The organism is Brevundimonas diminuta ATCC 11568, from assembly GCF_000204035.1.
Lineage (GTDB): Bacteria > Pseudomonadota > Alphaproteobacteria > Caulobacterales > Caulobacteraceae > Brevundimonas > Brevundimonas diminuta.
Genome location: NZ_GL883086.1, coordinates 1190657 through 1214066, shown reverse-complemented (window position 1 = coordinate 1214066; position 23410 = coordinate 1190657). Strand labels below are relative to the sequence as shown.

21 protein-coding genes are annotated in these 23410 nt (G+C 67.5%); 8 read left to right on the top strand and 13 right to left on the bottom strand.

Translation table 11 applies throughout. From position 1 onward, the window contains the following. Both BDIM_RS09780 and BDIM_RS09775 read right to left on the bottom strand, forming a co-directional pair. Positions 1–269: LptF/LptG family permease (locus BDIM_RS09780; RefSeq protein ID WP_040345652.1), on the bottom strand; the 269-nt coding region annotated here is incomplete at its 3' end. Beyond that, positions 266–1399, bottom strand: a complete 1134-nt coding sequence (locus tag BDIM_RS09775; RefSeq protein WP_040345649.1) for an LptF/LptG family permease — start codon at positions 1397–1399, stop codon at positions 266–268. The genes BDIM_RS09780 and BDIM_RS09775, both read right to left, overlap by 4 nt. Positions 1400–1556: 157 nt before the next feature. Here BDIM_RS09775 and BDIM_RS09770 point away from each other — a divergent pair, with 157 nt between their 5' ends. The 3 genes from BDIM_RS09770 (at position 1557) to BDIM_RS09755 (ending at position 4177) form a co-directional block, all read left to right on the top strand. Next, entirely contained in the window at positions 1557–3032 is a 1476-nt protein-coding gene (locus BDIM_RS09770; protein WP_003165425.1) for a leucyl aminopeptidase, read from the top strand. Positions 3033–3057: 25 nt separating this feature from the next. After that, the gene (locus BDIM_RS09765) at positions 3058–3519 is read left to right on the top strand and encodes a DNA polymerase III subunit chi (RefSeq protein WP_003165424.1); all 462 of its coding nucleotides are present in this window, start codon (positions 3058–3060) and stop codon (positions 3517–3519) included. A 355-nt stretch (positions 3520–3874) separates the two neighbouring features. Continuing rightward, entirely contained in the window at positions 3875–4177 is a 303-nt protein-coding gene (locus BDIM_RS09755; RefSeq protein ID WP_003165419.1) for a hypothetical protein, read from the top strand. 118 nt (positions 4178–4295) lie between these two features. Here the strand turns inward: BDIM_RS09755 and BDIM_RS09750 are convergent, their stop codons facing one another. Beyond that, positions 4296–4538 (bottom strand): DUF2164 family protein, encoded by a 243-nt coding sequence (locus BDIM_RS09750; protein ID WP_003165418.1) that lies wholly within the window; start codon positions 4536–4538, stop codon positions 4296–4298. Next, complete coding sequence (locus BDIM_RS09745; protein WP_003165417.1) at positions 4538–6424, bottom strand: ABC-F family ATP-binding cassette domain-containing protein; 1887 nt, start codon at positions 6422–6424, stop codon at positions 4538–4540. The genes BDIM_RS09750 and BDIM_RS09745 overlap by 1 nt, the downstream gene beginning before the upstream one ends. Before the next feature lie 103 nt (positions 6425–6527). Here BDIM_RS09745 and ndk point away from each other — a divergent pair, with 103 nt between their 5' ends. Continuing rightward, a complete protein-coding gene (ndk, locus tag BDIM_RS09740) occupies positions 6528–6947 on the top strand; it encodes a nucleoside-diphosphate kinase (protein WP_003165416.1) in 420 nt (139 codons plus the stop codon). Between the two features lie 214 nt (positions 6948–7161). Further along, entirely contained in the window at positions 7162–7383 is a 222-nt protein-coding gene (locus BDIM_RS09735) for a hypothetical protein (RefSeq protein ID WP_369822373.1), read from the top strand. Between the two features lie 83 nt (positions 7384–7466). Here the strand turns inward: BDIM_RS09735 and BDIM_RS09730 are convergent, their stop codons facing one another. Beyond that, entirely contained in the window at positions 7467–9524 is a 2058-nt protein-coding gene (locus BDIM_RS09730; protein WP_088491457.1) for a M13 family metallopeptidase, read from the bottom strand. Between the two features lie 116 nt (positions 9525–9640). Next, positions 9641–10225: a phosphoribosylglycinamide formyltransferase gene (gene purN, locus BDIM_RS09725; protein ID WP_003165415.1), complete on the bottom strand. Its 585-nt coding sequence runs from the start codon at positions 10223–10225 to the stop codon at positions 9641–9643. 203 nt (positions 10226–10428) lie between these two features. Between purN and BDIM_RS09720 the strand changes: the two genes are divergently transcribed. Then, positions 10429–12021 (top strand): S10 family peptidase, encoded by a 1593-nt coding sequence (locus BDIM_RS09720; protein ID WP_003165414.1) that lies wholly within the window; start codon positions 10429–10431, stop codon positions 12019–12021. A 242-nt stretch (positions 12022–12263) separates the two neighbouring features. On the opposite strand, the gene purM is transcribed toward BDIM_RS09720, so the two are convergent. Further along, positions 12264–13301 carry a phosphoribosylformylglycinamidine cyclo-ligase gene (purM, locus tag BDIM_RS09715; RefSeq protein WP_040345645.1) on the bottom strand — a complete coding sequence of 346 codons (1038 nt, stop codon included), beginning with the start codon at positions 13299–13301 and terminating at the stop codon, positions 12264–12266. 81 nt (positions 13302–13382) lie between these two features. Between purM and rnd the strand changes: the two genes are divergently transcribed. After that, positions 13383–14537: a ribonuclease D gene (gene rnd, locus BDIM_RS09710; RefSeq protein WP_003165412.1), complete on the top strand. Its 1155-nt coding sequence runs from the start codon at positions 13383–13385 to the stop codon at positions 14535–14537. A gap of 28 nt (positions 14538–14565) precedes the next feature. Here the strand turns inward: rnd and BDIM_RS09705 are convergent, their stop codons facing one another. The 3 genes from BDIM_RS09705 to BDIM_RS09695 all read right to left on the bottom strand — a co-directional run bounded on the left by BDIM_RS09705 (position 14566) and on the right by BDIM_RS09695 (position 19077). Beyond that, entirely contained in the window at positions 14566–16056 is a 1491-nt protein-coding gene (locus BDIM_RS09705; RefSeq protein WP_003165411.1) for a Ppx/GppA phosphatase family protein, read from the bottom strand. After that, positions 16056–18287: an RNA degradosome polyphosphate kinase gene (locus BDIM_RS09700; RefSeq protein WP_040345643.1), complete on the bottom strand. Its 2232-nt coding sequence runs from the start codon at positions 18285–18287 to the stop codon at positions 16056–16058. Before BDIM_RS09700 ends, BDIM_RS09705 begins: the two co-directional genes overlap by 1 nt. A 130-nt stretch (positions 18288–18417) precedes the next feature. Then, positions 18418–19077 carry a P-loop NTPase family protein gene (locus tag BDIM_RS09695; protein ID WP_050796687.1) on the bottom strand — a complete coding sequence of 220 codons (660 nt, stop codon included), beginning with the start codon at positions 19075–19077 and terminating at the stop codon, positions 18418–18420. A 197-nt stretch (positions 19078–19274) separates the two neighbouring features. On the opposite strand from BDIM_RS09695, the gene aspS reads away from it, so the two are divergent. Then, the gene (gene aspS / locus BDIM_RS09690) at positions 19275–21107 is read left to right on the top strand and encodes an aspartate--tRNA ligase (RefSeq protein WP_003165409.1); all 1833 of its coding nucleotides are present in this window, start codon (positions 19275–19277) and stop codon (positions 21105–21107) included. Positions 21108–21171: 64 nt separating this feature from the next. Here the strand turns inward: aspS and BDIM_RS09685 are convergent, their stop codons facing one another. The 3 genes from BDIM_RS09685 to BDIM_RS09675 all read right to left on the bottom strand — a co-directional run. After that, positions 21172–22080: a pentapeptide repeat-containing protein gene (locus BDIM_RS09685; RefSeq protein WP_040345641.1), complete on the bottom strand. Its 909-nt coding sequence runs from the start codon at positions 22078–22080 to the stop codon at positions 21172–21174. A gap of 65 nt (positions 22081–22145) precedes the next feature. After that, positions 22146–22640 (bottom strand): pentapeptide repeat-containing protein, encoded by a 495-nt coding sequence (locus BDIM_RS09680; protein WP_003165408.1) that lies wholly within the window; start codon positions 22638–22640, stop codon positions 22146–22148. Positions 22641–22711: 71 nt separating this feature from the next. Next, positions 22712–23410: TSCPD domain-containing protein (locus tag BDIM_RS09675; protein WP_040345639.1), on the bottom strand; the 699-nt coding region annotated here is incomplete at its 5' end.

Below are 23410 nucleotides of genomic sequence, written 5' to 3'. Positions count from 1 at the left end.
CCGCTGCGCCGGTTCAGGCTGACGAAGGCGCCCAGCGTGCCGAACAGGAAGACGAAGGGCAGAAGCTGCACGATCACCGACGGCGACTTGACCATGACCAGGCCCAGGATGCGCCCGCCCGACAGTTCGCCGGACGAATTCAGCCCGCGCGAGACCTCGACGAAGTCGATCAGCATGACCAGGGCGGCGATGACGGCCAGCGCCACGCCCAGCGACTTCATCTGCTGGATCAGCACATAGCGTTCGATGCGGCCGAGACGGAGCCTCATGCGAACCTCGCCTTCAGGCGTTCCAGCGGCGCCCAGGTGCGGCGACGGCGCGGCTTCAGCGCGCGGAACAGGATGCGCAGGGCCAGGAAGGTGGCGGCCAGCGGCACGACGTATTGCAGGACGTTGAGCGCGCCGTTCCAGGCGCTGCCGGCCACCAGGCCGTACCCGATGACGCGCAGGACCAGGAAGGCGCCTGCGGCCCTGGCGATGCGTCCGGCGTAGCCGCTGCGGCTGAACGCGCCGCCCAGGATGGCCGCCAACGCAAAGGCCATGGCCGCTAGGGCGTAGAGAGGCGAAGCCAGGCGCGAATGGCCCTCGGCCGCCAGCTCGCCGCGCGTTCCGGCGGTCTCCAGCAGAGCGGGGGTCGGGTCGAACAGGTCCGTCAGCCACAGGTCCGACGGCTTGAAGCGGATGCGCTCGCTGGTCTTGGCGTAGGGCGACAGGTCGAACACCTGCTGGTCGAACGAGAGCTGGTTCAGCACCTCGCGCGAGGAATAGCGCTGCATCGAGCCGTTCTGCATGGTCAGCACCGGCAGGCCGTCGACGCGGCCGAAGCGGGCCGTCTCGGCGTCCCAGGTCGTGACCGTCTTGCCGTTGTCCAGGTAGACGAAGAGGTTCTTCATCAGGCCGTTCTGCTCGATCTGCTGGACGTAGACGGTCAGGCCGTCCGGACCCTGGACGAAGCGGCCTTCCTCGACCAGCAGGGCGGCCAGGTCGGTGCGGATGGCGAAGGCCTGGCGGCGACCCTCGCGCTGGGCCCAGGGCTGGACGAAGACGTTCACCAGCAGGGAGATGACCGTGACGATCAGGGCGATCTGCAGGGCGGGCCGGATCAGGGCCCAGCGGCTGACGCCGGCGGCGTAGGCGGCGGTCAGCTCCTGCTCGCGCTGCAGCCGCGTCAGGGCGATCAGGGCGCCGACGAACAGGCCGATGGGCAGGATGACGGCGATCAGCTGCGGCAGGGCCAGCAAGGTCAATTTGACCATGACCCAGACGCTCTGGCCGCGCTCGACGATGACCTCCAATTGATCAAGGCTCTGACTCAGCAGGCCTATCCCGGCCAGCGCCGCGACCGCCGCCACGATGGGTAGGCCGATCTGGCGGAAAAGATACCTCTGAATCAGGGTCATGCGGCGGGTAAGGTCGTATAATCGGCTGCGAGCGTGTTGCAGCCCAGGGCGATGCGAGCCATGTAATACACATCCGGCCGCCCCGACGAAACCGTCGCCGCGACCATGGCAAATTCAAGCGTGACCGGGGCATGATTTCTCGGTCTGGAGTCAGTTTATGAAAATCGAATTCGTCGCTTCGTCGGGTGCAGCCGAAATTCTCGCCTTGCTGGTTCATGAAGGGCGGGCGCTGGCTGGGACCGGACCGGCGCTTGATCAGGCCGCCTCGGGCGCCCTGGTCAAGGCGATGAAGAACAGCCGCTTCAACGGCGCCGCCAGCAGCAGCCTGAACGTCGCGGCTCCGGCCGGGATCGACGCGAACGCCGTCCTGCTGGTTGGCGCGGGCGCGGCGGACAAGCTGGACGATCTGGCGGTCGAAACCGCGGCTGCGGCCGCTTATCAGGCGACCAAGCTGTCGGGCGCCGAAGTCCTGACCATCGACGTGTCGCACCTGTCGCCGGAACTGGCCGCCCGCGCCGGATTCGCCGTGCGCCTGGCCGCCTATCGCTTCGCCAAATACCTGACCAAGCAGAAGGCCGATAAGATCCCGTCGGTGACGACCGTGCGCGTCGTGACCTCGGACGTGAAGGCCGCAGAGGCCGCCTTCCAGCCGTTGTCGGCTGTGGCCGACGCCGTGCTGTTCGCGCGCGACCTGGTGTCGGAGCCCGCCAACATCCTGTACCCGGCCGAGTTCGCGCGCCGCGTGAAGGAGCTGGAGGCCCTGGGCGCCAAGGTCGAGATCCTGGGCGAAGCCGAGATGCAGAAGCTGGGCATGGGCTCGCTGCTCGGCGTCGGGCAGGGCTCGGTGCGTGAAAGCCAGCTGGCCGTCATCCAGTGGAACGGCGGCAAGGAAGGCGAGGCCCCCATCGCCTTTGTCGGCAAGGGCGTCTGCTTCGATACCGGCGGCATCAGCCTGAAGCCCGCCGACGGCATGGAAGAGATGAAGTGGGACATGGGCGGCGCCGCCGCCGTGGCCGGCCTCATGCACGCCCTGGTCGGCCGCAAGGCCAAGGTGAACGTCGTCGGCGTTCTGGGCCTGGTCGAGAACATGCCGGACGGAAACGCCCAGCGTCCGGGCGACGTGGTCACCTCCATGTCGGGCCAGACCATCGAGGTGCTGAACACCGACGCCGAAGGCCGCCTCGTGCTGGCCGACGCGCTCTGGTACACGCAGGACCGCTTCAAGCCGAAGTTCATGGTCGACCTGGCCACCCTGACGGGCGCCATCATCATCTCGCTGGGCCTGGAATACGCGGGCGTCTTCACCAACAGCGACGAACTGGCCGCCAACATCGCCGACGCCGGTCCGAAGGTGGGCGAGAAGTCCTGGCGCATGCCGATCCCGGCGGAATACGACCGCCACATCGACAGCCCGATCGCCGATGTGAAGAACATGGGCAATGGCCGCGCCGGCGGCTCGATCACCGCCGCCCTGTTCCTGCAACGCTTCACCAACGGCACGCCGTGGGCGCACATCGACATCGCCTCGACCGCCTGGGTGAAGGACTCCAAGAACCCGACCGTGCCGGACGGCGCCGTGGGCTATGGCGTGCGTCTGCTCGACCGCATGGTCGCCGACCACTACGAAGGCTGACCTCAGTTCAGGAAGGTAGGGCCGGGTGTCTGACGCCAAGCCGGAAATCTGGTTCTACCACCTGGAGCGGTCGACGCTGGATCAGGTGCTGCCGACCCTGCTGGAGCGCACGCTTCAGCGGGGCTGGCGCGCCCTGATCCGGGGCGCGACCTCGCACCGGCTCGACGACATCGACGAGCTGTTGTGGACCTATCGCGACGACAGTTTCCTGCCGCACGGACGGGCTGACGGTGGACACGCTGCGCGCCAGCCTGTGCTCCTGTCCGAATCGGGCGAGAATCTGAATGGCGCTCAGGCGCTGTTCATCGTCGATGATTCAGAGCTTGGGGCCACGCAGGAGTTCGCACGTTGCTTCATCATTTTCGACGGCCGGGACGAGCAGGCGCTGAACCATGCGCGCGGGCGCTGGCGGACGCTGAAGGCGGACGGCGCCGACCTGGCCTACTGGAAACAATCGGACGAGGGCCGCTGGGAAAAAGCGGCCTGATCCTGGGCGTCGGCCTGGTCGCCCTGTCGGCCTGCGCTTCGCCGCCCGCCCGGCCCGTCGGCCAGCCGACCGCGCCCGTCCGGACGCCGGTCTCCTCGACCGAGCGGCCCTATCTGTCCGAACCGGGCGTCCGCAGCATCGACGGCGATATGTGCAAGGCCGGCGAGCTTCAGTGGCTGGTCGGGAAACCGCGCAGCCAGATTCCCGTTCCGGTGGATGTGGTGAACCGTCGCGTCGCCTGCACGACCTGTCCCGTAACCGAAGACTATTCGCCTTACCGCTTGAATATTTTCTATAATCAGCAGAGGGGCCTGGTCGAACAGGTTCGCTGCGGCTGATCGAAAAGGACGCCGCCATGAAGACGATTCTGACCCTGAGCGCCGCTGTGGGCTTCCTCGCCCTGGCCGCCTGCGCCCCGACCCAGGGCGGCGGCGCGACGCCTGCGCCCGGCGGCGAGGCGACCCCCGTCGCCTGCAAGGCCAGCGACTATCAGGAGTATGTGGGCCGCAATCGCTCGACCATTCCGACCGCGCCGCAAGGCCGCATCTTCCGCGTCCTGTGCAGCAGCTGCGCGGCGACCATGGACTATCGCGAGAACCGCGTGACCTTCACCTACGACGACAAGACCAACGTCGTGACGCGCGTCAGCTGCGGCTAACAATATCCGCTCATGCCGGTGGAGGCCTGGATCCAGTACTTTGGCTGCAAACGCGGCGGATGAAGTTCTCACTGGGCTCCGGCGTCCGCCGGGGTGAGCGGGATCAGGGCTGTGGGGCTTATCGCTCCAGACCGTAGAGGGCGTCGGCGACGTCCTCTACCTTCTGGCGCACCACGGTCTCCGCGTCGCGCAGGCCGCGGTTGTAGAACAGGCGGCCGATGTCGCGGCCGATGAACTCCACCAGCATCTCGGCGGGCAACTGGCCGACCTCCACCTCCATCTCGTCGCGCAGGTAGGCGCGCAGACGGGCGGACGCCTCCTGCATCTCGTCCTTGGTCAGCAGGGGCGGCGTCTTGCTCATCAGGACACCTCGGCCAGGGCTTCTTCGGCGGCGATCCAGTCGACTTCGGCCTGATCCAGATCGGTCTGGGCCTTGGCGCGGGCGCGGGTCAGGCCTTCCAGCTTCTTCGGATCATTGACGGCGGCGTTGGCCAGATCGTCGTCCAGACGCGCCAGGTCGCCGGTCAGCTGGGCCATCTTCTCTTCCGCCTTCTTCACCGCATGGCGGAGCGTGGACGGAGACGGCCCCTTCTTCTTTTCGGCCTTGGGCGTGGGCGCGGGAGCGGGAGCCTCGGCCACAGCTTCCTCATGCTTGACCTGGCTGGGCTTCATCCCCGCCTGCTTGGCGCGGTCCAGGACGAACTTCTGATAGTCGTCCATGTCGCCGTCGAACGGCTTCACCGACCCGTCGGCGGCCAGCCACAGGCGGTCGGCCACCAGCTCCATCAGCGAGCGGTCGTGGGTGATCAGGATGACCGCGCCCGTATATTCGTTCAGGGCGTCCAGCAGGGCGCGACGGCTGTCGATATCCAGGTGGTTGGTCGGTTCGTCCAGGATCAGGATGTGCGGTGCATCCATCGCCACCAGGTTCAGCAGCAGGCGCGCCCGCTCGCCGCCCGACAGGGAGCCGACGGTGGTTTCCTGCTTCTCGAACGGCAGGCCGAACTGGGCCAGGCGGCTGCGGCGGCTGCTTTCCGAGGCGTCCGGCATGGCGCGGCGGATGATCTCCAGCGGCGTGTCGGTCGGGTCCATCGCCTCGATCTGGTGCTGGTGGAACCAGCCCACGCGCATCTTGCCGTCGCGGTGGAACTCGCCCGTCTCGATGGTCAGGGCCTTGGCGATCAGCTTGGCGAAGGTCGACTTGCCCGCCCCGTTGACGCCCAGCAGGCCGATGCGGTCGTCCAGATCCATCCGCAGGTTCAGGTTCTTCAGGATCGGCTTGCCCGGCTCATAGCCGACGTTGGCCTTCTCCAGCCGGATCAGCGGCGGGGGCAGGGGGCGTTCCGGCGAAGGCAGGGTGAAGGGGGCGACGCGCTCTTCCGGCGGCAGTTCGATACGCTGCATCTTCTCCAGCCGCTTGACGCGCGACTGGGCCTGCGTCGCCTTCGACGCCTTGGCCTTGAAGCGGTCGATGAACTTCTGCAGGTGGGCGCGCTCGGCGTCCTGCTTGGCCTGGGTCGACGCCATCAAGCGCAGTTTTTCGGCTCGCGTCTTTTCAAAGGTGTCGTAGTTGCCGGTATAGAGGTCCAGCTTGCGGTTCGACAGCTGCAGGATGTGGGTGCAGACGCCGTTCAGCAACTCGCGGTCGTGGCTGATGATCAGGGCCGTGTGCGGATAGCGTTTGAGCCGCTGCTCCAGCCACAGGGCGCCTTCCAGGTCGAGGTAGTTGGTCGGTTCGTCCAGCAGCAGCATGTCCGGCTCGGCGAACAGGGCGGCGGCCAGAGCCACGCGCATTCGCCAGCCGCCCGAGAACTCGGCCATCGGGCGCAGGATGTCGTCATGGCTGAAGCCCAGACCCGCCAGGATTTCGGACGCACGCGCAGGGGCGCTGTCGGCGTCGATCTCGATCAGGCGGCCCCAGATCTCGCCCATTTCCTCGGGCTCGGCGGTTTCCAGCCGGGTCAGCAGGTCGTGACGCTCGACGTCGGCTTCCAGGATGGTGTCCAGCACGCTGACGGGCGTCGCGGGGTGTTCCTGATCGACCGAGCCGATGCGGGCGGTCTTTGGCAGGGAGATTTCGTCGCCGTTGGCGGCCAGTTCGCCCAGGATCAGCTTGAACAGGGTCGACTTGCCGATGCCGTTGCGGCCGACCAGGCCGACCTTTGACCCCGGCGGCAGGCTGACGGAGGCGTCGTCCAGGAACTCGCGGCCCCAGGCGTTGTAGGTCAGGTTTTTGATCTGCAGCATGGCAACCGGAAAGAAAAAGGCTTACGCGCGGGGATATTGGAAAGATGTGCGGCGCTCGCTATAAGCCGCCGACCCTCAAACTCCCAAACAAGAAGTCACTCCCATGACCGAACGTACGTTCTCGATCATCAAGCCGGACGCCACCCGCCGTAACCTGACGGGCGCCATCAACGCCGTGATCGAAGGCGCCGGCCTGCGCATCGTCGGCCAACGCCGCGTCAAGCTGACCGAAGCCCAAGCCAAGAAGTTCTACGAAGTGCACGCCGAGCGTCCCTTCTACGGCGAACTGGTCTCGCAGATGATCGCCGAGCCGGTCGTCGTCCAGGTGCTGGAAGGCGACAACGCCGTCGCCAAATACCGCGAAGTCATGGGCGCCACCAACCCGAACGACGCCGCTGAAGGCACCATCCGCAAGCTGTTCGCCCTGTCGATCGGCGAGAACTCGGTCCACGGTTCGGACTCGCTGGAGAACGCCGGCATCGAGATCGCCCAGTTCTTCACGGACGCCGACATCGTCGGCTAAGGGGCTTTTCTGAGGGGCCGCGATCGTCGCCCTTCGGGATCACCCGGCTCGACGCGGCCTGTTTTTCTGAGCCGCGGTCAAAAGGCTTCGCCTTTTCGACCCGACGCGGCCTGATCGTTCGCGGTCAAGCTGTGTGACAATTCGGCCCGCCCTCGGAACCGGGGGCGGGCCGTTTCGTTCTCATGGTCACGCTGTCTCTCGAAGAAGAACAAGGATGACCGCCATGAAGACGATGCTGAAACTCGCCCCAGTGATCGGCCTGACGGCTCTGCTGGCCGCCTGCGGCACCACGACGGAACAACGCGCCGCCACGGGCGCCCTGGGCGGCGCGGTCGCCGGTCAGGCGATCGGCGGCAACACCGGCGCGACCGTCGCCGGCGGCGTCATCGGCGCCGTCGCAGGCGCCGCCACCACGCCGAAGAAGCCGCACGAGTAAGGCTTTCTCCGCAAGGGGAAACAAAAAGGGCGTCGGCCGCGAAGCCGACGCCCTTTCCTCTTGTCCGTCGCCGGACGCGCCGCTTACCAGATGCGGGCGCGCTTTTCGGGGGCGATGTATTCCGCCTGATCCGGGGTGACGCCGAAGGCGGCGTACCAGGCGTCGATGTTGCGCGGCGGGGTGGCGGCGCGCGCCATGCCGGGCGAGTGCGGGTCGGTGGTCAGCTGCTCTTTCAGAGCCTCTTCACGCGACTTCTCGCGCCACACCTGGGCCCAGCCCAGGAAGACGCGTTGTTCGCCGGTCAGACCGTCGATCACCGGGGCCGGCTGGCCGTTCAGGCTGCGCTTATAGGCGTCCAGCGCCATCAGCAGGCCGCCCAGGTCGGCGATGTTCTCGCCCATGGTCAGGTCGCCGTTGATGTGCGTGCCGGGGACCGGCTCTTCGGCGGCGTAGATGGCGCCCAGTGTCTTGGCGCGCTCCTCGAAGCGGGCGGCGTCCTCGGGCGTCCACCAGTCGCGCAGCACGCCGTTGGCGTCGGTCTTGCGGCCCTGATCGTCGAAGCCGTGGGTGATCTCGTGGCCGATCACGGCGCCGATGCCGCCGTAGTTGACCGCCGGATCGGCGTTCGGATCGAAGAAGGGCGCCTGCAGGATGGCGGCCGGGAAGACGATCTCGTTGCGCGGCGGGTTGTAATAGGCGTTCACCGTCTGGGGCGTCATGCCCCATTCCAGCGGATCGACCGGCTGGCCGATCTTGCTGCGGTTCCAGGCCCAGTCGAAGGCGGAGGCGCGCTCGACGTTGCCGTAGAGGTCGCCCGCCGTCAGCTCCAGCCCGTCATAGCTGCGCCACTTCTCAGGATAGCCGATCTTCACGCCGAACTTGGACATCTTCAGCAGGGCCTGCTCGCGCGTGGCCTCGCTCATCCAGTCGAGAGCCTTCAGACGCTCGGTCATGGCCGCGCTGAGGTTGGCGACCAGCGTTTCCATCTGCGTCTTGGACGAAGCCGGGAAGTGCAGGCGGACGTATTCCTGGCCCAGAACCTCGCCCAGCTGGCCGTCGACCAGGGCGACGCCGCGGTTCCAGCGCGGACGGTTCTCGGGCTGGCCGCGCAGGGTCTTGCCGCGGAATTCGAAGCGCGAGTCGACGAAGGCGTCGGACAGATAGGGGCTGGCCTGATCGACGGTCTGGAAGGCCTGCCAGGCCTTCAGCGTCTCGATCGGGGTGTCGGCGAACACCTGGGCGATGCCGGGGATGGCGGTGTTCTCCATCAGCACCAGGGTCGGCACGCTTTCGACCTTGGAGGCCTGCAGGAAGGCGGCCCAGTCGAAGCCCGGCGCGAAGGTCGACAGCTGCGCGGCCGGGGTCGGGTTGTAGATCTTGTCGATCTGGCGGCGCTCGACCGTGGTCCAGTGCTTCTCGGCCACCTTGGTCTCGAAGGCCAGGATGTCGGCGGCGGCCTGGGCCGGGTTGCTCCAGCCGGCGGCGGTCAGGGCGCGCGTGACATAGCCGACATAGGCTTCGCGCTGGGTGGCGAAGTCGGGCTTCAGATAATAGTCGCGGTCCGGCAGGCCCAGGCCGCCCTGGCCCAGATAGGCCGAGTTGACGTTGGGGTCTTGCAAGTCCTCGAACACGGCCACCCCGAACAGGGAGCCGCCGAAGCCTTCGTGGCTAGCGCCCATCAGGCGGGCCATGTCGCTGTGGTTCGCGACGGCGCGGATGGCGGCCAGGTCGGCGGCCAGGGGCTGGGCGCCCAGCTGGTTCACGCGGGCCTCGTCCATGAAGCTGGCGTACAGGGCGCCGACCTTGCGGGCGTTGTCGTTGACCGGGTTGGCGGCGCTGGCTTCGATGATGGCGCGCAGTTGGGCCTGCGAGTTCTCATACAGGACGTCGAACGGGCCGAAGCGGGCCTTGTCGGCCGGAATTTCGGTATCGCGCAGATAGACGCCGTTGGCGTAGGCGTTGAAGTCGTCGCCCGGCTTCACCGTCAGGTCGCGGCCGTCCAGGTCGAAGCCCCAGGGCTTGATCTCGGGCGTGGTCGAAGCGGTCGCCGAGGCGTGGGCGTGTTGGGCTAAGGTCGGCTGAGCCGAGAAGGCGAGGGCGAGCGCCATGGCGGCGGCGCCCATCAGGCGGGTTTTCATCATCGGGTCTTTCCCAGTGGTGCAGACGTGCGCGATTACGCCATCAGGACGGCGCATTCGTGCTTGCGGGCAACCTGCGCTCGCCTGCGACCGGCTGTCGCATTAAAAATCGTTAAGGATTACGAGCGGCGGACGAAATCGGCGAGCGCCTGGGGATAAAGGCCGTGCTCCGCCGCCTTGACCCGTTCCGCCAGAATGTCGGGCGTGTCGCCCCGCAGGATCGGCACGCGCGCCTGGCCCAGGATCGGGCCTTCATCGACGCCTTCGGTGACGATGTGGACGGTGCAGCCCGCCACAAGGTCTCCGGCCTCGATGGCGCGGGCGTGGGTGTTCAGGCCGGGATAGAGCGGCAGCAGCGACGGGTGGATGTTCAGCATCCGATCCGCCCATTTCCCGACCAGCCACGGCGTCAGCAGGCGCATGTATCCGGCCAGGGCCACGACCTGGACGCCGCGCTCGACCAGCAGGGCGTCGAGGGCGCGTTCATGCGCCTCGCGGTCCTTGCCGAAGGGCTTGTGCTCGACGGTCAACGCCTCGACGCCCGCCGCCTCGGCCTTGGCCAGACCGCCCGCGCCCGCGATGTTGGAGACGACGACCACGACTTCATACGGCGCGTCCGCCGCCTGACCCGCCGCGATCAGGCTGGCCATGTTCGAGCCGGTTCCCGAGATCAGGACGGCGACGCGGGTTTTGGCGACGGACATGGGCGGCTCACGCGTTGAAAAAAGGCGCGACTGCCATGCGGCCCCGACGGCGACTTAGCAAGAGGGACTTCAAGGCGAAGGGGAGGGCGCAGCGCCGCCGAACGAATATCGACCAACTGACGCAAACTCCGTTGCTTCTTCGGAAACGGCGGCGCTAGCGTCGATCCGCCGGAGAGTCTGGCATCCTAGGGGGAGTATCCTATATGCGTCGTCTGTTGACCGCCGCCTGCGCTGCGGCCCTGTTGGCCGCGCCGGCCGTTTCCATGGCTCAGGAAGCCGCGTCCAGCGGCGGTTCGGGTCCGATCCGCTCGGCGGCCGAACGTCTGCGCAACGCCAACGCCGAACAGATCGAGAAGAACTGGGCCCGCGCCAGCGCCGACGAACAGACGGTGACGACCAGCCACTCGATCACCGCCCACGGCCGCGCCATGCGCTACAAGGCCACGGCGGGCACCCTGACGGTCCGCAACGACGCGGGCATGCCGACGGCCAGCCTCTTCTATGTGGCCTATACGCTGGACGGCCAGCCGGTCGGTCGTCGCCCGATCACCTATATGTTCAACGGCGGGCCGGGTTCGCCGACGGTGTGGCTGCACATGGGCGCCTTCGGCCCGATGCGGGTCCAGACCGACGCCCCGGTGGTCGAGCGTCCGGGGCCGTTCAACCTGGCGCCCAACGACATGACCCTGCTGGACAAGACCGACCTGGTCTTCATCGACATGGTCGGCGCCGGCTATTCGCGCCCGCTGGGCGAGACGCCGGGTTCGGCCTTCTGGGGCGTGGATCAGGACGCGGACACCTTCGCCCGCGCCATCATGCGCTACACGACCAAGTTCGACCGCTGGTCCAGCCCGAAATACGTGCTGGGCGAAAGCTACGGCACCCTGCGCGCGGGCGCCCTGGTGCATCAGCTGGAAAGCCGCGGCATGTCGCTGAACGGCGTGGTGCTGCTGTCGTCGATCATGAACTACGGCGTGCGCCAGCCGGGCTATCCGCAGAACTTCGTCACCCTGCTGCCGACCTATGCGGCGACGGCCTGGTATCACAACAAGATCCCGAACAAGCCCAGCCTGGAAGAACACGTCCAGCGCGCCCGCGAATTCGCCATCGGCCCGTACTCGGCCGCCCTGTCGAAGGGGCATCTGATCTCGGACGCCGAGCGCGCCCAGATCGCCCAGCAGATGAGCGCCTTGATCGGCATTTCGCCCGAGGTTCTGGATCAGGCCAATCTGCGCCTTGAGCTGAGCCCCTTCCGCAAGGAGCTGCTGCGCGACCGTCGCCAGACGGTCGGCCGTCTGGACACCCGCTACCTGGGCATCGACGCCAATGCGGTCGGCGGCTCGCCCGAGGAAGACCCCTCCAGCAGCGCCATCACCGGCGCCTATTTCAGCATCTTCCGCGACTATGTGGCCACGACGCTGAACTACCGCACCGACATGGACTATCGCCAGTCGGCGCGCGGCCTGCCGGGCTTCGACTGGGACTGGAGCCACCGCCCGCCGGTCGGCGGCCCGCAGACGACGCCGAACACGGCGGTCGACCTGGCCACGACCATCCGCCGCAATCCGCACCTGAAGGTGCTGGCGCTGAACGGCTATTACGACGCCGCCACGCCCTTCTTCAGCACGGAGTACGACCTGGCCCAGATGATGCTGGAGCCGCACCTGCGCGGGAACCTGGAGTTCACCTACTATGAAGGCGGCCACATGATGTACACGGCCCGCCCGGCGCTGGAGCAGCTCTACACCGACATGGCCAAGTTCTACGACGAGACGCAGAACGGCGGCCTGCGCTGATCTTGGCGACAGTCTGAACAAGGAAGGCCCCGGTCAACACGATCGGGGCCTTTTGTTGGCTGAAACCCTTCATGCCCGCTCATCCCGGCGGACGCCGGGATCCAGTGCTTTGGCCTTAGGCTCGGCGCTTGAGGTTCTCACTGGGCCCCGGCGTCCGCCGGGGTGAGCGGAAGAAGCGTGGACGCAAAAAAGCCCCCGGTCGCGTTGACCGGGGGCTTTTGTCTTGTCGGAAGGCTGCCGCCTTACGCCGCCTGAAGCTGTCCGCAGACGAAGGCCGTCTCGCCTGCGTTCAGCAGGGCGGCCAGCACCGGCTCGACGTTCTCCGGCGTGACGATCAGGATGAAGCCCACGCCGCAGTTGAAGGTGCGGCGCATTTCGTGATCCGAAACGCCGCCCGTCTCGCCCAACCACTGGAAGACGGCGGGCATCGGCCAGGCGTCCCAGTCGAAGCTGGCTTCCAGGCCCTCGGCGATGCAGCGCGGCGGGTTCTCGATCAGGCCGCCGCCCGTGATATGGGCCGCGCCCTTGATCAGGTCCGCCTTCATCAGCGGCAGGACCGGCTTCACATAGATGCGGGTCGGCTCCATCAGGGCCTGGGCCAGGGTCTGGTCCTTGGCGAAGGGGGCGTCGTCGCCCCAGGCCAGGCCGGACTTCTCGACCACCTTGCGGATCAGCGAATAGCCGTTCGAGTGCGGACCCGAGGAGGCCAGGCCGATGATGACGTCGCCCGGCTTCTGCTGATCCAGATAGGGCAGCACCTTGCCGCGCTCGACCGCGCCGACCGAGAAGCCTGCCAGGTCGTAGTCGCCGCCCGAATACATGCCCGGCATTTCGGCCGTCTCGCCGCCGACCAGGGCGCTGCCCGACTGGCGGCAGCCCTCGGCGATGCCGGCGACGACGCGGCGCGCGGCGTCCACGTCCAGCTTGCCCGTGGCGTAGTAGTCCAGGAACATCAGCGGCTCGGCGCCCTGGGCCAGCAGGTCGTTGACGCACATGGCGACCAGATCGACGCCCACGCCGTCGTGACGGCCGGTTTCGATGGCGATCTTCAGCTTGGTGCCGACGCCGTCCGTGGTGGTGACGATCAGCGGGTCTTCAAAACCGGCGGCCTTCAGGTCGAACAGGGCGCCGAAACCGCCCAGCGAGGCCTCTGCGCCGGGGCGGCGCGTGGATTTGGCCAGGGGCTTGATCGCGTCGACCAGCTGTTCTCCGGCGTCGATGTCTACGCCTGCATCGGCGTAGGTCAGACCGTTTTTCAGGGCCTCGGGGGTGTCGCTCATCGGTCACGGCTCGAAATCGGGGGCGAAAATTTGTCGCGGCGCTCTTGCCACGACGGCGTCGCGCGGGGCTATAGCATCGGAATGACGCCAATCACCACCAATGACGCGCTGATCGCCTTCTGCGAGCGTTTGGCCAAGGCCCCGTACATCACCGTTGATACGGAATTCATGCGGGAAACGACCTACTGGCCCAAGCTGTGCCTGATTCAGGCGGCGGCTTCGCCAACGGACGCCGCCATCATCGATCCGATGGCGGAGGGGCTGGATCTGGAGCCTTTCCTCGACATCCTGCGGGACGAATCGATTCTGAAGGTCTTCCACGCGGCCCGGCAGGACGTGGAGATTTTCAACAAGCTGGGCGCCATGCCGCGCCCGCTGTTCGACACCCAGGTCGCCGCCATGGCCGCCGGTTTCGGCGATCAGGTCAGCTATGAGGCCCTGGTCCGTCAGATGCTGCGTCAGGAGCTGGACAAGGGCAGCCGCTTCACCGACTGGGCGCGTCGCCCGCTGTCGGACGCGCAGCTGACTTATGCCCTGGGCGACGTGACGCACCTGTCGGCCCTTTATCCCAAGCTGCGCGACCGGCTGCAGAAGGAAGGCCGTCTGGACTGGGTCATGTCGGAAATGGGCGCGGTCACGGACCCGGCCCTCTACGACACCTCGCCCGAGAACGCCTGGAAGCGGCTGAAGCCCAAGAAGTTCAACGCCAAATATCTGGCCGCCTTCGTCGCTGTCGCCGTCTGGCGCGAGCGCGCGGCCCAGGAGCGCGACCAGCCGCGCGGCCGCATCCTGAAGGACGAGGCCATCGACGAGATCGCCGTCCAGGCGCCGACCGACCCCGACGCCTTCAACCGCCTGCGTTCGGTGCCCAAGGGCTTCGGCGGCTCGCGTCTGGGGCTGGAGCTGGCGGCGGAGCTGAAGCGCGTTTTGGCCGACCCGGAAGCCCACGCGCCCAAGCTGGAGCGCCCGGCGCACAACCAGCCGGCGCCGCCTTCGGTGGTGGAACTGCTGAAGGTGCTGCTGAAGGCCAAGAGCGACAACGCGGGCGTGGCGTCAAAGCTGATCGCCACCGTGTCGGACCTGGAGAAGATCGCTCTGAACGACAACGCCGACGTCGAAGCCATGAAGGGCTGGCGCCGTCAGCTGTTCGGCGAGGACGCGCTGAAGCTCAAGAAAGGCGAGATCGCCCTGGTGCTGAACGGCGCCCGCGTCGAAGTGGTCGAGATCGAGGGCTGATCAACCCTCTCCCGGCGGGAGAGGGTTTTTAGATTTTCAGCGCCAGATCCATCGCTTCGGCCAGGGCCTTGGCCCGACGTTTGGTTTGTTCGCCCAGCAGCATGTCGGCGTAGCCCGTGGCGGCGGTGACGCGCAGGGCGCCTTTCTCGACCGTGGCCGTGGCGTTGGCCAGAAGCTGCGGCGAACGGCCCGACAGGTCGCAGGCCAGCCGCATGGCCAGCCCCAGGGCCCGGGCGCGCTTCTGGCCCTTTTCCGACAGCAGGCGGTTGACCGTTTCCGGCGCGGGCGTGCGCGCCTCGCCGCCATAGCGGGCGTTCATCGCCACCGCCATGAAGGCGCGCTCGGCGTGGGTCTGGCCCGGAATGGGCGACCACAGCACCTGATCGAACACCAGGTTGGTGCGGTGGTCCGGGTGCAGCCGCGCGCCCAGGTCGGCCAGGCGGCAGACCGAAGACGTCAGCAGGGCGTCGCGTTCCTCGCCGAACACCTCGGGCAGGGCCGAGGCGACCGATTGCAGCCAGCCGTCCAGCGCGCGGGGCAGGGCGGGGTCCACGCCCTGGCGCCCGCCCCAGGCGGAACACCCCGCCAGCAGGGGATCGACCGCCCGCATGGCCGGCTCCATGCCGTGATACAGCAGCCCCTCGCGCACGCCCCAGGCCGAGAAGTTGACGGAGGCCAGCCCCAGCCGTTCGATCAGCCCCTCCAGCACCAGGGCGGCGTAGGGCAGGGTCTCGGCGCGGCGCTTGGAAAGGCCGGGCAGCTTTTCAAGCGAGGCGCGGGACTGACGCGCGACCAGTCGGGCCATGTCGCGGGCGTCAGCGGCGTTCATGGCGTATTGGTGGACGATGCGGATCGGGTGATCGGCCATGGCCATGTGCATCTGGGCCAGGCTGCGCCAGGCGCCGCCGACGGCGTAGAGGGTCGGGGTCGCGTAATCGTCTTCGATCGGCTCCAGCCGCTTGGCGATGCGGCCGCGCAGGCGATCGGCGTCGAAGCCCTTGGCGTCCAGCAGGGCGAAGGGCCCCAGCGGCAGGGTCACGCCCTTGCCACGCGGACCGTCGCCGATCCGCGTCAGTTCTAGACTGGCGCCGCCCATGTCGGCGGCCACGCCGCGCGCGCCGGGATCGCCCGCCAGCACGCCCAGCGCTGAATATTTGGCCTCTTCCTCGCCGCTCAGGACGCGGATGCGCAGCCCCGTCTCGGCGGCCACGCGCTCGCAGAACAGGGGGCCGTCCTCGGCCTCGCGCACGGCGGCGGTGGCGGCGACCAGCACCTGGTCCGGCTGGACGCCCTCGATTACGGCGGCGAAGCGGCGCAGCGCCGTCATGGCCATGACCACGCCCGGTTCAGACAGGCGTCGGGTCGCGGCCAGATCGCGGCCCAGACCCGCCAGAACCTTTTCGTTGAACATGGTCCAGACGGCGCGGCCTTCCAGCCGATACAGCACCAGGCGCACCGAGTTGGAGCCGATGTCGATGACGGCGATCTGTTTCGACTCGTATTCGCGCTCGGGGCTCATCAGCGGCGCTTCCGCGGCTTGAGGCCCGGATAGGACAGGGCGCCGGGCAGGGTCTTCACCTTGCGGCCGCGTCCCGACAGGCTGGGGTTGGTCATGAAGTATTTGTGCGCCGAGAAGGGCCGCTCCGACCCGCTGGGGGTCACCCGGCGATAGGAGCCGTCGGGCTCCAGCACCCAGCTCTGGGCGTCGTCCTTCAGATTGGCGACCATGATCTGGTCCAGCACCTGATCGTGGACGGTGGCGTTCAGGATCGGCGTCATCAACTCGACCCGGCGGTCCAGGTTGCGCGGCATCCAGTCGGCCGAGGAGATGTAGAGCCGCGCCCGGTTGCTGGGCAGGTCGTGCCCGTTGGCGAAGGCGACGATGCGGCTGTGCTCCAGGAAGCGGCCGACGATCGACTTGACCCGGATGTTCTCCGACAGGCCCGGCACGCCGGGACGCAGGCAGCAGATGCCCCGGATGACCAGTTCGATGCGCACGCCCTGCTGGCTGGCGCGATACAGGGTGTCGATGATCTCCGGGTCGACCAGGGCGTTCATCTTGGCCCAGATGGCGGCGGGCTTGCCCTTGGCGGCGGCGGCCATCTCCTTGCCGATCATCTCGATCAGGCTGGACTTCATGTTCAGCGGCGAGACGACCAGGGCTTCCAGCTCGTCCGGTGTCGCATAGCCGGTGATGTAGTTGAACACCCGCGTCGCATCGCGACCCAGCGCCGGGTCGCAGGTGAACAGGCTCAGGTCCGTGTAGATCTTGGCCGTGACCGGGTGATAGTTGCCGGTGCCGAAGTGGCAATAGGTGCGAAGGCTGTCGCCCTCGCGCCGGACGACGACGCTCATCTTGGCGTGGGTCTTGTACTCGACGAAGCCGAAGACGACGTGGACGCCCGCCCGTTCCATCTGGCGCGCCCAGCGCAGGTTGGCCTCTTCGTCGAAGCGGGCCTTCAGCTCCACCAGGGCGGTGACGTTCTTGCCGTTCTCGGCCGCCTCGATCAGGGCCGCGACGATGGGGCTGTCTTTCGAGGTGCGATACAGCGTCTGCTTGATGGCGATGACGTTGGGATCGCGCGCGGCCTGACGCAGGAACTGGACCACCACGTCGAAGCTCTCGAACGGGTGGTGGATCAGCATGTCCTTCTCGCGCACGGCCGCGAAGATGTCGCCGCCGTTGTCGCGCACCCGCTCGGGGTAGCGCGGCTCATAGCCCTTGAACTTCAGGTCGGGGTGGCCGCCGGGGATCAGTTCCGACAACTGGGCCAGACCCAGCATGCCGTCGACCAGCACCACGTCCTGCGGCTGGGCGTGAAGCTGGCCGATGATGAAGTCGCGCAGGTCGTCGGGCATGTCCGCCTGGATCTTGATGCGGACGACCGAACCCATGCGGCGCTGCTTCAGCGCCTCCTCGAACTCCATGACCAGATCTTCGGCCTCTTCCTCGATCTCGATGTCGGAATCGCGGATCAGGCGGAACAGGCCCTTTTCCAGGATCTCGCAGCCCGGAAACATGTGGTCGATGAACAGCAGCAGCAGGTTTTCCAGCGAGACGAAGCGCGTGCGTCCCGGCGTCGAGCGCCCGTCCGTCGCCAGCGCCCAGAAGCGCCGCACCTGGGTCGGCACCGGCACCAGGGCGTAAAGGACGCGGTTGTCGCTGTTGCGCCGCAGCTTCAGCGCCAGCGAGAAGCCCAGGTTCGGCAGGAAGGGGAAGGGGTGCGCCGGGTCGATGGCCATCGGCGTCAGCACGGCGAACAGCTGATTCAGGAACTCCGGCTCCAGCCGCTCGCGCTCTGTCTTGGTGATGCGGGCGCGTTCGACGATCTCGATGCCGGCGGCGGCCATCTCCTTGCGCAGGACGCGCCACTGACGCTGCTGTTCGGCCATCAGGCCGCCCGCCGCCGCATTGACCTGTTCGAGCTGCTGGGCCGGCGTCAGGCCGTCAGGCGAGACGACGCGCACCCGCTCGCGCACCTGACCCTTCAGACCGGCGACGCGGGTCATGAAGAACTCGTCCAGGTTGTTGGCCGAGATGGACAGGAAGCGCACCCGCTCCAGCAGGGGGTGGCCCTCGTTCGCGGCCTCTTCCAGCACCCGGCCGTTGAAGGCCAGCCAGGACAGCTCGCGGTTGATGAACCGCTCGGGCGAGGCCATCAGCGCCTCGGACAGCTCCAGCTGCGGGGCGCGCGAGGAAGGGACTTCCTCGCCGGTGGTGTCGACGGCGATAGGCGCGAGATCAGTCATGATTCCGTTGTCGCTCGCGCCTGTGACGGCTGCAACCGCGATTGTGTCGCGGCAGGCGAGACTTTGGAACGCCAAGCATAATTCCGCTCATCCCGGCGTCCGCCGGGATGAGCGGGTAGGTAAAGGGCGGCTATTCCCCGTCCAGCACCTGACGGGCCAGCACGCGCGTCACCGGGCGGTGCAGGGCGTCCAGGCGGTCGACCACGGCCTCGGCGGCGTCGGCCGAGCGGTCGATGCGGCGGACCAGATAGTCGATCAGTTCGTCGGCTGGGGTGATGTTCCGGCTGGCGAAGGCGCGGCGCAGCATGGCGGCGAAGACCACGTCGTCGGGCGCCTCTATCCCCACGGTGCGGATGGCGTTCAGGCGCGAACGCAGGTCGGGCAGGTCCGTGGCCCAGGCGCCTGGCGGATCGCGCGACACCAGCAGCAGGGCCCCGCCGCCCGACTGGGTCAGGTTGATCAGGTGGAACAGGCTCTCGTCGTCCGCGTCCTGGGCCCGGTCCAGCAGGACGGGGCGGCCTTCAAGCTCCAGCGGATCGACCAGGGCGGCTTCGGCGCCGTGCAGGGCGATGGCGCCGGTGCGCTCGACCCAGGCGGCGGCCAGGTGGCTCTTGCCGCAGCCCGCCGGGCCGAACAGGGCCAGGATGGCGCCGGGCGTTTCCGGCCAGGCGGCCAGGGCGGCCACGCCCGCCGCGTTCGCTTCCGAGATCGCCAGGTCGGAGGCGCGTTGCGGCGTCTCCTGCTGCAGCGGCAGGCGCAGTTGACGGATTTCGGCGGCCGAGGCGTTCATGATGACCGGACCCTAGCCGGGCCGGGACGCGGGCGTCTCTGTTGATAGGGCGGGATCACGGGGACAACCTGCGCGCCGCTGTGGATGGCGCATCCTGTTCGATTCAGGCGTCAGCCTTGACTTTCGGGGGCGATGATGGGCCTTTCCCCGCTCCTAATTCACGCTGTTCGACAGCCGTTTTCAGACGAAATCCGATCATGCACGCCTATCGCACCCACACCTGCGGCGCCCTCCGTTCGACGGATGCCGGCGCGAATGTTCGTCTGTCGGGCTGGATTCACCGCAAGCGCGACCACGGCGGCCTGCTGTTCATCGACCTGCGCGACCACTATGGCCTGACTCAGCTGGTCCTGCACCCCGAAACGCCGGGCTTCGAGGTGGTCGAGCGCCTGCGCGCCGAGAGCGTGATCAAGGTCGACGGCGAAGTCGTCCTGCGCGAAGGCTCGACCGTCAACGCCAACCTGCCGACCGGCGAGGTCGAGGTGCGCGTCCTGTCGGTGGAAGTGCTGTCGGAAGCCGCCGAACTGCCGATGCCGGTCTTCGGCGAGCAGGAATATCCGGAAGAGATTCGCCTGAGCAACCGCTTCCTCGACCTGCGTCGCGAGCGTCTGCACAAGAACATCGTCCTGCGTTCGCGCGTGATCCAGTCGATCCGCACCCGCATGGTGGCGCAGGGCTTCCTCGAGTATCAGACGCCGATCCTGACGGCCTCGTCGCCAGAAGGCGCGCGCGACTTCCTGGTGCCGAGCCGGATGCACCCGGGCAAGTTCTACGCCCTGCCGCAGGCCCCGCAGCAGTTCAAGCAGCTGCTGATGGTCTCGGGCTTCGACCGCTACTTCCAGATCGCGCCCTGCTTCCGCGATGAAGACCTGCGCGCCGACCGCTCGCTGGAATTCTACCAGCTCGACGTGGAAATGAGCTTCGTGACCCAGGAAGACGTCTTCCAGGCGATCGAGCCGCTGATGCACGGCCTGTTCACCGAGTTCGGCGAAGGCAAGCCGGTGTCGCCGATCGACGGGACGCACGTCTTCACCAACGACTTCGGCCAGACGATGGAGCACAAGGGCTTCGAGCGTCTGACGTTCGAACAGTCGATGAAGTGGTACGGCTCGGACAAGCCGGACCTGCGCAACCCGATCAAGATGCAGGATGTGTCGGACCACTTCCGCGACGGCGGCTTCGGCCTGTTCGCCAAGATCCTGGGCGCGGACGAGAAGAACGCCGTCTGGGCCATCCCGGCGCCGACGGGCGGGTCGCGCGCCTTCTGCGACCGCATGAACTCCTGGGCGCAGGGCGAGGGCCAGCCGGGCCTGGGCTACATCTTCTGGTCGGACGATCAGCAGTCGTGGGGCGGCCCGATCGCCAAGAACCTGGGTCAGGAGCCGACGCAGGCCCTGATGACCTCGCTGGGTCTGGGCAAGGGCGACGCCGCCTTCTTCACCGCCGGTCTGCCGTCGGTCTTCGCCAAGTTCGCCGGTCTGGCCCGCACCCGCGTCGGCACGGAGCTGAAGCTGGTCGACGAGGACCAGTTCAAGTTCTGCTGGATCGTCGACTTCCCCATGTTCGAATGGTCGGAAGAAGAGAAGAAGGTCGACTTCAGCCACAACCCCTTCTCGATGCCGCAGGGCGGCATGGAGGCGCTGGAGACGCAGGATCCGCTGACCATCCGCGCCTATCAGTACGACATCGTCTGCAACGGCTATGAGCTGTGCTCGGGCGCGATCCGGAACCACAAGGCCGAGATCATGCTGAAGGCCTTCGAGATCGCCGGCTATGACGCCTCGGTGGTCGAAGAGCAGTTCGGCGGCATGCTGAACGCCTTCCGCTTCGGCGCCCCGCCGCACGGCGGTCTGGCGCCGGGCATCGACCGCATCGTCATGCTGCTGGCGGGCGAACAGGCTATCCGCGAGGTTATCGCCTTCCCGCTGAACCAGCAGGGACAGGACCTGCTGATGAGCGCCCCGGCCGAGGTCGAGGAGCGTCAGCTGAAGGAGCTGTCGATCCGCACCCAGCTGCCGATCAAGGTCTGATCGGAGCCATAGGGCTGAATTGGAAAAGGGAGGGGGCGACCCCTCCCTTTTTTGCGTCCGGTCCTCAGTTGCCCGAGGTGATGACCAGGTTGCGCTGGCGCGGCGGAATCGGGGGGACGGGCGGCGTCGGCGGTGCGGGCGGCGTACGGATGACGCGGACGCCGCCGCGGCAGTTGCGGGCCGTCAGGCCGCCCGGCAGGCGGGTCGAGGCGTCGCCGCAGGCCTCTTCGACCTGATCGGCCGTCAGGCCGCGTGCGCGGGAGAGGTCCAGTCCGCGAATGTCGGTGCGGCGCAGGGAGGCGTCGCGGAAGTCGGTGCGATTGAAGCTGCCGCCGGACAGGCGCGCGTTGTCCAGGTCCGCGTTGCGGAAGGAGGCGTTGTCGAAATTGCCGCCTGACAGGTTGGAGGCCTTGACGTCGGCGCTCGTGAAGTCTGCGCCGCTGGCGTTCACATTGGCCAGGGTGGCGCCGAAGATTTCGGCGTCGTTCAGGCGGGCGCGGACCAGGACGGCGCTGTTCATATTGACGCCCTGAAGCTCGGCGCCGGTCAGATTGGCGCCGGTCAGATTGGCCCGGATCAGGACCGCGCCGGTGGCCTCTGCGCCCATCAGCTGGGCGCCGCTCATATTGGCGTTGGTGAAGGTGGAGCCGACCATTTCGATGCCGCGCATGTCGGCTCGGCTGAAGTCGGCGCCGACGAAGTTCGAGCCGACCAGTTCAGCGCCGCGCAGATTGGCTCCGACCAGGGTGGCGTAGGCGAAGTTGGCGCCGGTCAACGTCGCGCCGGACAGGTCGCGACCCGACAACTCGCAACGGGTGCAGCTTCCCCCCAGGGAGACCATGCGCGCGACGTCGCGGTCCTGGATCCAAGTCGTGTCCACGGCGCCGGCCAGGGCTGGGGCGGCCGTCGTCAGTCCCATAAGGGCTGAGGCGGCGAGGGCCAGACGGCGCAGGGGTGAAATGGAGCGTTTCATCACCCCTCCTGAATGCGCCTTAGTGCGTAAATACCCTACTTAAATCGTGGTAACGAAGGCGACGTTCAACAGGCGGGAATGCGCAGGCCCGAAGGCAAAACCGTGTTCTGATCGCCGCAGGCCTGGTTGAGCTGCGACTGGCTCAGGCCGCGTGCGCGCGACATCTCGGCGCCCGACAGATTGGTCCCGTTCAGCTTGGCTCCGGTGAAGGTCGCGCCTTCCAGATAGGTTCCGACGAAGCTGGCGTTGGTCAGGTCCGCCCCGGTGAAGTTCGAGCTGGACAGCACCGCGCCGTAAGCCTCGACGTCGCGCAGGTCCGAGCGGCTGAAATTGGTGCGGTTCATCACCGACAGGCTGATGTCCGCCTGACGGATGCGCGCGCCCGACAGGTTCAGGCCCGTGCGCTCCAGGCCCGAGAAGTCGCCCTGGAACAGGTTGCAGCCGGGGCAGGAGGCGCCGCGACGCACCTGGCTGATCTGAGAGGCGTTCTGCGCCGAGGCGGGCAGGGCCGTCAGCGTCAGGCCGACGGCGGCGAGAAGGGCGATTGCGGGACGGATCATGCGGATGGCTCCAGGCTTTGCGCCTGTTGCAGCAAGAAGCGGGCCGCCGTTTCGGGACAGTGCGTCCCGTTTCAACCTTGAACTTGGGGCGCCGCGCCGCAGGCGCCGCACACCGGCGTCCCGTTCCGATCCGTCAGCATCAGGTCGCCGCACTCGAGACAGGGACCGGCCTGCGCCTGTGGCGTGGTCCGAGGCGACGGCTCCTTCCGGCCGAAGGGGGCGACGATCAGATTGTCGGGCGCCGCGCCGCGGGCGAAACCCTTGGAGATGAAGCGGGCGGCGGGCACGGGCTGGGGCGCATCGGCGGGAGCGCCGTCCATGCCGTCCAGATTGGCGGCCTCGGGCGTGACCTGCGCCAGTTCGCGACGGTCCAGATAGGAGACGCCCAGCTCGCGGAACACATAGTCGAGGATGGAGGTCGCCGAGCGGATGGAATCGTTCCCCGTGACCCGCCCCGACGGCTCGAACCGGGTGAAGACGAAGGCGTCCACGAACTCGTCCAGCGGCACGCCGTATTGCAGGCCGATGGAGATGGCGATGGCGAAGTTGTTCATCATCGAGCGGAAGGCGGCGCCTTCCTTGTGCATGTCGATGAAGATCTCGCCCAGTTCGCCGTCTTCGTATTCGCCGGTATGGATATAGACCTTGTGGCCGCCGACCGAGGCCTTCTGGATATAGCCCTTGCGGCGATCGGGCAGGCGGCGGCGGGTGCGGTCGCGCTCGACCACCTTCTCGACCACGCGCTCGACGGTCTGGGGCGCGGCTTGCGG

Excerpts from the sequence above, each read along its gene's own strand:
- BDIM_RS09770 (WP_003165425.1), top strand. The coding sequence starts at position 1,557 with ATGAAAATCGAATTCGTCGCTTCGTCGGGTGCAGCCGAAATTCTCGCC.
- ndk (WP_003165416.1), top strand. The coding sequence starts at position 6,528 with ATGACCGAACGTACGTTCTCGATCATCAAGCCGGACGCCACCCGCCGT.
- BDIM_RS09730 (WP_088491457.1), bottom strand. The coding sequence starts at position 9,524 with ATGATGAAAACCCGCCTGATGGGCGCCGCCGCCATGGCGCTCGCCCTC.
- BDIM_RS09685 (WP_040345641.1), bottom strand. The coding sequence starts at position 22,080 with ATGAAACGCTCCATTTCACCCCTGCGCCGTCTGGCCCTCGCCGCCTCA.
- BDIM_RS09750 (WP_003165418.1), bottom strand. The coding sequence starts at position 4,538 with ATGAGCAAGACGCCGCCCCTGCTGACCAAGGACGAGATGCAGGAGGCG.
- BDIM_RS09735 (WP_369822373.1), top strand. The coding sequence starts at position 7,162 with ATGACCGCCATGAAGACGATGCTGAAACTCGCCCCAGTGATCGGCCTG.
- BDIM_RS09695 (WP_050796687.1), bottom strand. The coding sequence starts at position 19,077 with ATGAACGCCTCGGCCGCCGAAATCCGTCAACTGCGCCTGCCGCTGCAG.
- aspS (WP_003165409.1), top strand. The coding sequence starts at position 19,275 with ATGCACGCCTATCGCACCCACACCTGCGGCGCCCTCCGTTCGACGGAT.
- purM (WP_040345645.1), bottom strand. The coding sequence starts at position 13,301 with ATGAGCGACACCCCCGAGGCCCTGAAAAACGGTCTGACCTACGCCGAT.
- BDIM_RS09705 (WP_003165411.1), bottom strand. The coding sequence starts at position 16,056 with ATGAGCCCCGAGCGCGAATACGAGTCGAAACAGATCGCCGTCATCGAC.
- rnd (WP_003165412.1), top strand. The coding sequence starts at position 13,383 with ATGACGCCAATCACCACCAATGACGCGCTGATCGCCTTCTGCGAGCGT.
- BDIM_RS09700 (WP_040345643.1), bottom strand. The coding sequence starts at position 18,287 with ATGACTGATCTCGCGCCTATCGCCGTCGACACCACCGGCGAGGAAGTC.
- BDIM_RS09680 (WP_003165408.1), bottom strand. The coding sequence starts at position 22,640 with ATGATCCGTCCCGCAATCGCCCTTCTCGCCGCCGTCGGCCTGACGCTG.
- BDIM_RS09775 (WP_040345649.1), bottom strand. The coding sequence starts at position 1,399 with ATGACCCTGATTCAGAGGTATCTTTTCCGCCAGATCGGCCTACCCATC.
- purN (WP_003165415.1), bottom strand. The coding sequence starts at position 10,225 with ATGTCCGTCGCCAAAACCCGCGTCGCCGTCCTGATCTCGGGAACCGGC.
- BDIM_RS09720 (WP_003165414.1), top strand. The coding sequence starts at position 10,429 with ATGCGTCGTCTGTTGACCGCCGCCTGCGCTGCGGCCCTGTTGGCCGCG.
- BDIM_RS09755 (WP_003165419.1), top strand. The coding sequence starts at position 3,875 with ATGAAGACGATTCTGACCCTGAGCGCCGCTGTGGGCTTCCTCGCCCTG.
- BDIM_RS09745 (WP_003165417.1), bottom strand. The coding sequence starts at position 6,424 with ATGCTGCAGATCAAAAACCTGACCTACAACGCCTGGGGCCGCGAGTTC.